We start from the raw sequence: 6724 nt of genomic DNA on the forward strand, positions 1-6724 counted from the left end.
TCACGTGGCGCCGGTGCCACGGGCCGGGGGCGGGCCGGGGTGGGAGCGCGCGGGGTGGGCATCCGCCCGGACCGGAGGCCCGGGGGAGAGCCGTGGGCCCCGCGCGTCCCGGCGGGGTCAGGCCGCCATGCGCAGCTCAGCCGTCACGCACTTCACGCTGCCGCCGCCCTTGAGCAGCTCGGTGAGGTCGATCGGGATCGGCTCGTAGCCGCGGTCGCGCAGGGGCGCCAGGAGGCCGACCGCGGCCTGTGGCAGCAGCACATGGTGGCCGTCGCTGACGGAGTTCAGGCCGAAGGCCTCGGCGTCCGCCTCCGAGGCGATGAGCGCGTCGGGGAAGAGCCGGGCGAGGACGGCCTGGCTGCCCGGGGAGAACGCGGGCGGGTAGTACATGACCTCGTCGCCGCCCAGCACGAACAGGGCGGTGTCCAGGTGGTAGAAGCGCGGGTCGATCAGATCCAGACCGATCACGGGGCGGCCGAAGAACTCCTGCACCTCGCCGTGCGAGAGGGGGCTGCTGCGGAAGCCCCGCCCGGCGAGCAGCCAGGAGTCGGTCACCGCGAAGTCGCCCTCGCCCTCGTTGATGTGCTCCGGCTCGTGCACCTCCGAGAAGCCGTTCGCCCGGTACCAGGCGCGGTGGGCCGCCGCCTCGTCGGTCCGCTCGCGGTAGGCGAAGCGTGCGCCGAGCACGCGGCCGTCGACGACGGTCGCGCCGTTGGCCGCGTACACCATGTCGGGCAGCCCGGGGAGCGGTTCGAGTTCCTCGACGGTGTGGCCGAGGGAGCGATAGCGGTCCCGCAGCACCTCCCACTGGGCGAGGGCGAGCGGGATGTCCACGGGCTTTTCGGGATCCATCCAGGGGTTGATGGAGTACGTCACGCGGAAGTGTGCCGGTGGGCACATCAGGAAGCGGCGCGGGGTGTAGCCGGGTCCGTACAACGAAGGCTCCTCACGGGGTCGACGCGCACTCTGCTGAGCCCATGGTGCGGTGTGAGGAGCCGTTCCCGCCGAGATGTGGACGGAATGTTTGTCACGCTGCGGATTCCGGCCCCCGATCAGCCGCTCTGCCTTGGTGTTTTCGGCCCGTTCTCCCTCGATTCCTGGAGTTTGCGCAGGAGTTCGCGCTTCTGTGCCTGGGGGTCGGTTCGCCCCGTCCCGCCGGGCCCGCCGCCGGCGCCGCGCCCTCCGCGCAGCTGCTTCCGGGAGAGGTGTGAACGGGTGCCGCCGACGCCGAGCATCTTTCCGGAACGTCCCTTGCTCATGCCCTCGCCTCCTCGTGTCCGAGCACGGTTCTGCTGACCGCTCCAGAGTGAGGCGAGACGGTTCGTCTTGTCAAGACGGTTCGTCTCGTCTCTGAGGCTTGCTAGATTCGGGGCATGCCCTCCAAGCCAGCCGCCAGGAACTTCCGTACGCCCGACGCCTCCCGCCGCAGCGAGCAGTCCCGGCGCGCGATTCTCGACGCGAGCATGGAGCTCGTCGGCGAGCTCGGATACAACAAGCTGACCATCGAGGCCATCGCCGCCCGGGCAGGAGTCGGGAAGCAGACCATCTACCGCTGGTGGTCCTCCAAGGCCGCCGTCCTTCTGGACGCGTTCACCACCGTCGTCACCGATCCGGACTACGAGGCGGGCATCCCCGACACCGGAGATCTGGAGGCCGACCTCAAACGGGTGCTGCGCGCGACCGTCGACGAGTTCACCGACGACTCCTTCGAGGCTCCCTACCGCGCCCTCGCCGTGGCGGGAGCGGGTGACGCCGAGCTGTCGCGGGAGTTCGTCGAGCGGCTGATGGAGCCCGGCCTGGAGGTCTACACGCGACGGCTGCGTTCCGCCCAGGAGGCCGGGCAGATCGCGGAGGACGTCGACCTCGGGCTGGCCGTGGAGATGCTGGTCGGCCCCTTCCAGCAGCGCTGGCTCAACCGGATGGGCGGCCTCACGTACGAGTTCACCGACTCCCTGGTCGAACTCGTGCTGCGCGGCCTGGCGCCGCGCTGAGCCGGGGGCGCGACGGATCCGTGTGCGGGCAACTCAGTGCGCCTCGGTGCGCGCCAGCCGTCTTGGGGCGTCCGTCAGCACGCCGTCGCATCCCAGCTTCAGCACCCGGTCCCGCGCGGCCGGGGTGAGGATGGTGTGCGACCAGACCCGCGGAACCCCCGAGGCGACGGCCCGGCGGATGTCGGAGTCGCGTGCGCGGTAGTCCACGCTGAGCATGTCGACCGTACGGCGCCACTTCTCCGGGCGGTCCGTACGCGCCTGCTCCACCGACCGCCACACCGAGGTCAGCAGACCCATCCGGTGCGCCCTCGACGCCAGCGACAGGCTGTTGGACTGCACGTAGACCGAGTCCGCCAGCCCTCTCCCGCGCACCATGCCGGCAAGCCGCTTCAGCCCTCTCCCGTCCTTGACCTCGATGTTCAGAACGGTCCGCCCGCCGAAGCGGTCCAGCACCGCCGCCACGGTCGGGGGGCGCTCCGGATGCCAGCTGCCGGGCAGGCCGGGGGACGGCTGGATCCGCACCCTGCTCCACTCGTCCGGAGTGAGTGCGGAGACGGGGCCCTTGTGGTCCGTCGTACGGTCCAGGGTCCGGTCGTGCATCGCGACCAGGGTGCCCTCGCGCAGGGTGCGCACGTCGACGTCGAGCACGTCGGAGGTGTGCTCCCTGTAGGTGGCCAGCAGGCCGGCCATGCTGTTCTCCGGGACCTCCATCGCACCGCCGCGGTGTGCCGCGTTCACCGTCTTCGGGAGGCCGTCCACGCGGACGCGGGGGCCGTCGTCGGCGCGGATCCGGGCGGGTGCGCAGGCGGGGGCGAGCGCGACGGGCACGAGGATCAGCAGGGGGAAGAGGGGCGAGAGCGAGGAGAGGAAAGCCTTGGCGGCCCTGAGCGCAATACTGAGCGTGACCATGACCATGGATCACAAGCTAGGCTCACATTCGCGAACATGCCGCCCAGAAGGGGCGATACGGGGCATGCGGGCGTGATGGCGCGTAAAGGAAGCCGTGGACCCCGCTGCGGGTGCGCGCCGCCGGTGCCGCGAGAATGACGGTGGGTCAGCCACGATCCGTGGATTCGCCGCAGAGCAGGCTTTCCGCTGCGTACCCTCGGAGATCCACGGTGCGGTCGCGGAAGGCGGAGTGAGGCGATAGATGGAACGCGAGAGCAGGTTCGACCGGTTGCTGCGACAGATCACGCGGCCCGGTCACAGGGCGAGGACCAGGGGCGCCGAGGCTCAGGCCGACGCAGCCCGCGCCCGAAGGGACCTCCTGCTGGCCGCCGCCAACGCGGGCTTCCCCCTCGCGATAGCCGCTCACCCATCGGGATACGGCTGCTCCTGCGTACGCATCGGCTGCCCGACCCCCGGACGTCACCCCGTCTCCTTCGCCTGGCAGACCCAGGCCACCACCGACGCCGCCCTGGTCGAGCGATGGGCGGAGGAAGAGCCTCAGGCGAACTTCATCACCGCCACCGGGCGCGATCACGACGTGCTCGACGTGCCGGCCGAGGCCGGATGGGCGGCGCTGAAGAGGCTCGAGTCCCAGGACGTGCCGGTCGGCCCGGTCGCGATTTCGGGCGGCGACCGGATGCTCTTCTTCACCGCCACCCGCGGCACCCCTGAGGACGAGGACGAGTGGTGGCCCTGCGAGCTGGACTGCCACCCGGAGACGATGGACGAACACCCGGGCCTGCGCTGGCACTGCCGCGGCAGCTACGTACTCGTACCGCCGGCCCGGCTGCCCGGGGAGGGCGAGGACGCCGAGGTGCGGTGGGTGCGGGCACCGGAAGAGGGTGACGGGGGCACGGAGGCGCTGCCCGAACCGCTGACGCTGCTCGAGGCGCTCACCGACGCGTGCGCGGCGTACGTGGGCGAGGAGAAGGCCCCCTGGCCGGTGCGCTGAGGCGCTGACGCCCTCAGCACCCGGCGCAGGGCCCGGTGCGGTCCCGCCCGCCCGACGGGTGACTTCGGAGCGGGCCGGCCGCTCACTCCCCCTTGGCGGAGGTCAGGCCGTCGATGCGGTTGAGGAAGGTGATCTTCTTCCCGCTCTTCTTCGGCGGCACCTTGACGGCCTGTTCGGAGACGCGGATGTAGGTCACCGACTGCTCGGGCGTGCCGGTCATCAGCGCCTTCACCAGTGCGTCCTTCACCGGCGGCTTGTAGCCCTTGGCGTAGGTCTCCTTGGTGTGGTGGTGCGAGGCGAAGAAGACCAGTGCGCCACCGTCCCGCGTGCGCAGCCCGAACGGCGCGAACTGCGGTGGCTGTGCGGGCTGATCGGCGAACTCGGTCCGCTTGCCGGGGCGGTTCGCCGACCCCTTGCGCTTCTCACGGCGCTGGCTGGTGTGCTCACCCGGCTCGAACTCGCCCGTGCCTTCGCCGAGATAGCTCACGTACGCGTCGCTCAGCTCGTCCGGAGAGAGGACGAGCTTGGAGCCGGTGCCGCGAACCGCTTTCGCATAGCCGCCCTTGCCGGTGACGAACTGCGGCATCTCGGAGTTGGTCAGCACGGCCAGATACGACGCCTTCCACTTGGAGTCGGCGTTCGCGCGCTGGAAGACGAAGAGCCAACGGCCGTTCGGCGTACGGTTGCTGCGGGTGTCCGCGACGAAGAACTTGGGCCACCCCGCCTGCTTGGGGATGAGGAAGCGGGGGTCGGACAGGCGCAGGGGAGCGTAGTTCGGATTGCCGCCGGCCTGCACACTCTTCCGGGACTTCAGACCCGCCTGGTCTATCGCGCCGAGCGCGCCGGTCTCGATGGTGGTGTTCAACTCGGCGTCGTAGGCCCGATTGGCCTTGTTGCTCGTCCTGTTGAACTTCTTGAGGACCTTCCTCGCTTCGGACTTGGACACCGCCGGCACCACGGCTGTCTCGCCGTGCACCGTCACGCATCCCGACAGCGTCCCCGTCAGTACCGCCGTGGTCGTCGCCGCCGCCAGCAGTCGCACTTGTCGCGCCCGTCGCGCACTCATCCTCGTGACCTCCCCGCCCCGCCTCGCGGTAACGCACCTTATCTCCCTGCCCACGGCCTTCGCGTCCGAGGTCGGGGCCCGTATGACATCATGCGCGGCAAACGGGGTGGATCTCAGGGGGGCCTGGTGGAGCACCGTGGCAGGTTCGGCGTAGCTGTGCGCGAGTTGAGGGGGGCGCAGAAGACCGCGAAGGGGGTCTCGCTCTATTCGCGCCACGTGAACCGTCCGGCGGGACGCGTACTGGCGGCGGCCGCCCACGTGGCGGGGCTGAGCCCGAATCAGGTCACTCTGATCAGCGCGGGCTTCAGCTTCGCCGGGATCGCGGCGCTCGCCGTGCTGAAACCCTCCTGGCCGCTGGCCGTCGCCGTCTACGCGGCTCTCGCCGTGGGCTTCGCCTTCGACTCCGCCGACGGGCAGCTGGCCCGTCTGCGGAAGGAGAGCAGCGCCGCCGGGGAATGGCTGGACCACGTCGTCGACTGCGCGAAGATCACGGCGCTGCACGCGGCCGTGCTCATCTCCTTCCAGCGCTTCTTCGAACTGCCCTCCGAGACATGGCTGTTGCTGCCGCTGGGCTTCCAGTTCGCAGCGGTCCTCATCTTCTTCGGCGGGCTGCTCACCGCGAAGCTGCTGCCGAAGCCGGCCAAGGCAGGCCCGGGTGCGCCCGCTCCCGCCCCGCCGTCCCGGCTCCGCGCCGTCGCCCTGCTCCCCGTGGACTACGGCGTCTTCTGCGCCGTCTTCCTGCTGCTCGGAGACGAGGAACTCTTCTTCGCCGGTTACGTGTTCTTCTTCGCGGCGCACGTGCTGCTGCTCGGCGCCTTCCTCGTCAAGTGGTTCCGGGAGCTGTCCGCGCCGCCGGCCTGACGGGGGCGCCCGAGGTGTCGAGGGTGTCGAGCACGCGGCGCAGCTGGGTGCTGGAGGTGTGCATCGTGTACGGGAAGTAGACGACCTCGACGCCGACCGTGCGGAAGTCGGCCTCCAGGCGCTCCCCCTTCGGGGTGCCGCGCCAGTCGTCGCCCTTGAACAGCACGTCGAAGCGGACCTGTTGCCAGGTGTCGAGCTTGTCGGGGACGGTCTCGACGAACGCCGCGTCCACGAAGCGGATGCTCCGCACGATCTCCAGCCGCTCCACCAGCGGCACGACCGGCGTCCGCCCCTTGGCCCTTTCGGCCATCTCGTCGGAGACGACACCCGCGACGAGGTAGTCGCAGCGGCTGCGGGCGTGCCGCAGCAGATTCAGATGTCCCACGTGGAACAGGTCGTACGCGCCGGGCGCATAGCCCACCGTCTGTCTCATCCGGAACCCCCCAGTCACGAACGTGACGGGACACCCCCCAGTGCACCGTCGGTGGCGCCGATCCAATCACAACATGAGGACGAGTTGCGGATGTTGTGGGGATGAATCGGGAATTGCCGTTAGGGTGCCGGTGGGGATCAGGAGGGGAATTGTCGGGGAGGGGCCGGTCTTGCCGGAGATGAATGATGCGCGCCCGCACAGACGGGTGCTGCTGGTTTCCACCAACTACGCGCCGGAGCAGGCCGGGATCGGCCCGTACGCCACGCAGATCGCCGAACACTGGGCGCAGCAGCCCGAGTTCGAGGTGCACGTGCTGGCGGGGCTGCCGCACTATCCGGCCTGGCGCACCGACGAGGCCTACAGCCGCGTGTGGCGCACGGTGGAGCAGCGTGCGGGAGTGCGCGTGCACCGCAGGCGGCACACCGTTTCCCATGCTCAGGGCGTTCGGTGCGGAGGGGGTTTCAATCGACCTC

The 6724-nt window shown here is 70.2% G+C and carries 8 protein-coding genes and 1 pseudogene; 4 read left to right on the plus strand and 5 right to left on the minus strand.

The annotated features are described in order from the left end of the window. Positions 1-117 precede the first annotated feature (117 nt). Both ddaH and H5J26_RS26820 read right to left on the minus strand, forming a co-directional pair. Positions 118-936, minus strand: a complete 819-nt coding sequence (gene ddaH, locus H5J26_RS26815) for a dimethylargininase (protein WP_419183857.1) — start codon at positions 934-936, stop codon at positions 118-120. Positions 937-1052: 116 nt separating this feature from the next. Next, positions 1053-1259, minus strand: coding sequence for a DUF6243 family protein (locus H5J26_RS26820; protein WP_181768552.1), 207 nt, complete (start codon positions 1257-1259; stop codon positions 1053-1055). Between the two features lie 114 nt (positions 1260-1373). On the opposite strand from H5J26_RS26820, the gene H5J26_RS26825 reads away from it, so the two are divergent. After that, positions 1374-1991 carry a TetR/AcrR family transcriptional regulator gene (locus H5J26_RS26825; RefSeq protein WP_181768553.1) on the plus strand — a complete coding sequence of 206 codons (618 nt, stop codon included), beginning with the start codon at positions 1374-1376 and terminating at the stop codon, positions 1989-1991. A gap of 33 nt (positions 1992-2024) precedes the next feature. Here H5J26_RS26825 and H5J26_RS26830 read toward each other — a convergent pair whose 3' ends face one another. After that, positions 2025-2900: a glycerophosphodiester phosphodiesterase family protein gene (locus H5J26_RS26830; RefSeq protein WP_181768559.1), complete on the minus strand. Its 876-nt coding sequence runs from the start codon at positions 2898-2900 to the stop codon at positions 2025-2027. 241 nt (positions 2901-3141) lie between these two features. Between H5J26_RS26830 and H5J26_RS26835 the strand changes: the two genes are divergently transcribed. Further along, positions 3142-3891 (plus strand): bifunctional DNA primase/polymerase, encoded by a 750-nt coding sequence (locus H5J26_RS26835; protein ID WP_181768554.1) that lies wholly within the window; start codon positions 3142-3144, stop codon positions 3889-3891. Positions 3892-3973: 82 nt separating this feature from the next. Here the strand turns inward: H5J26_RS26835 and H5J26_RS26840 are convergent, their stop codons facing one another. Continuing rightward, positions 3974-4957: a hypothetical protein gene (locus H5J26_RS26840; protein WP_181768555.1), complete on the minus strand. Its 984-nt coding sequence runs from the start codon at positions 4955-4957 to the stop codon at positions 3974-3976. 126 nt (positions 4958-5083) lie between these two features. On the opposite strand from H5J26_RS26840, the gene H5J26_RS26845 reads away from it, so the two are divergent. Then, the gene (locus H5J26_RS26845) at positions 5084-5818 is read left to right on the plus strand and encodes a CDP-alcohol phosphatidyltransferase family protein (protein WP_309238081.1); all 735 of its coding nucleotides are present in this window, start codon (positions 5084-5086) and stop codon (positions 5816-5818) included. Here H5J26_RS26845 and H5J26_RS26850 read toward each other — a convergent pair. Further along, positions 5781-6251: an adenylyltransferase/cytidyltransferase family protein gene (locus H5J26_RS26850; RefSeq protein WP_181768557.1), complete on the minus strand. Its 471-nt coding sequence runs from the start codon at positions 6249-6251 to the stop codon at positions 5781-5783. The genes H5J26_RS26845 and H5J26_RS26850 overlap by 38 nt on opposite strands. A 178-nt stretch (positions 6252-6429) precedes the next feature. Between H5J26_RS26850 and H5J26_RS26855 the strand changes: the two are divergent. Continuing rightward, positions 6430-6724: pseudogene (locus H5J26_RS26855) on the plus strand (hypothetical protein); the annotation flags it as partial.

The sequence above is a fragment of the Streptomyces albidus (ex Kaewkla and Franco 2022) genome, assembly GCF_013870515.1.
In the GTDB taxonomy this organism is placed as follows: domain Bacteria; phylum Actinomycetota; class Actinomycetes; order Streptomycetales; family Streptomycetaceae; genus Streptomyces; species Streptomyces albidus.

Excerpts from the sequence above, each read along its gene's own strand:
- H5J26_RS26820 (WP_181768552.1), bottom strand. The coding sequence starts at position 1,259 with ATGAGCAAGGGACGTTCCGGAAAGATGCTCGGCGTCGGCGGCACCCGT.
- H5J26_RS26830 (WP_181768559.1), bottom strand. The coding sequence starts at position 2,900 with ATGGTCACGCTCAGTATTGCGCTCAGGGCCGCCAAGGCTTTCCTCTCC.
- H5J26_RS26835 (WP_181768554.1), top strand. The coding sequence starts at position 3,142 with ATGGAACGCGAGAGCAGGTTCGACCGGTTGCTGCGACAGATCACGCGG.
- H5J26_RS26840 (WP_181768555.1), bottom strand. The coding sequence starts at position 4,957 with ATGAGTGCGCGACGGGCGCGACAAGTGCGACTGCTGGCGGCGGCGACG.
- H5J26_RS26850 (WP_181768557.1), bottom strand. The coding sequence starts at position 6,251 with ATGAGACAGACGGTGGGCTATGCGCCCGGCGCGTACGACCTGTTCCAC.
- H5J26_RS26825 (WP_181768553.1), top strand. The coding sequence starts at position 1,374 with ATGCCCTCCAAGCCAGCCGCCAGGAACTTCCGTACGCCCGACGCCTCC.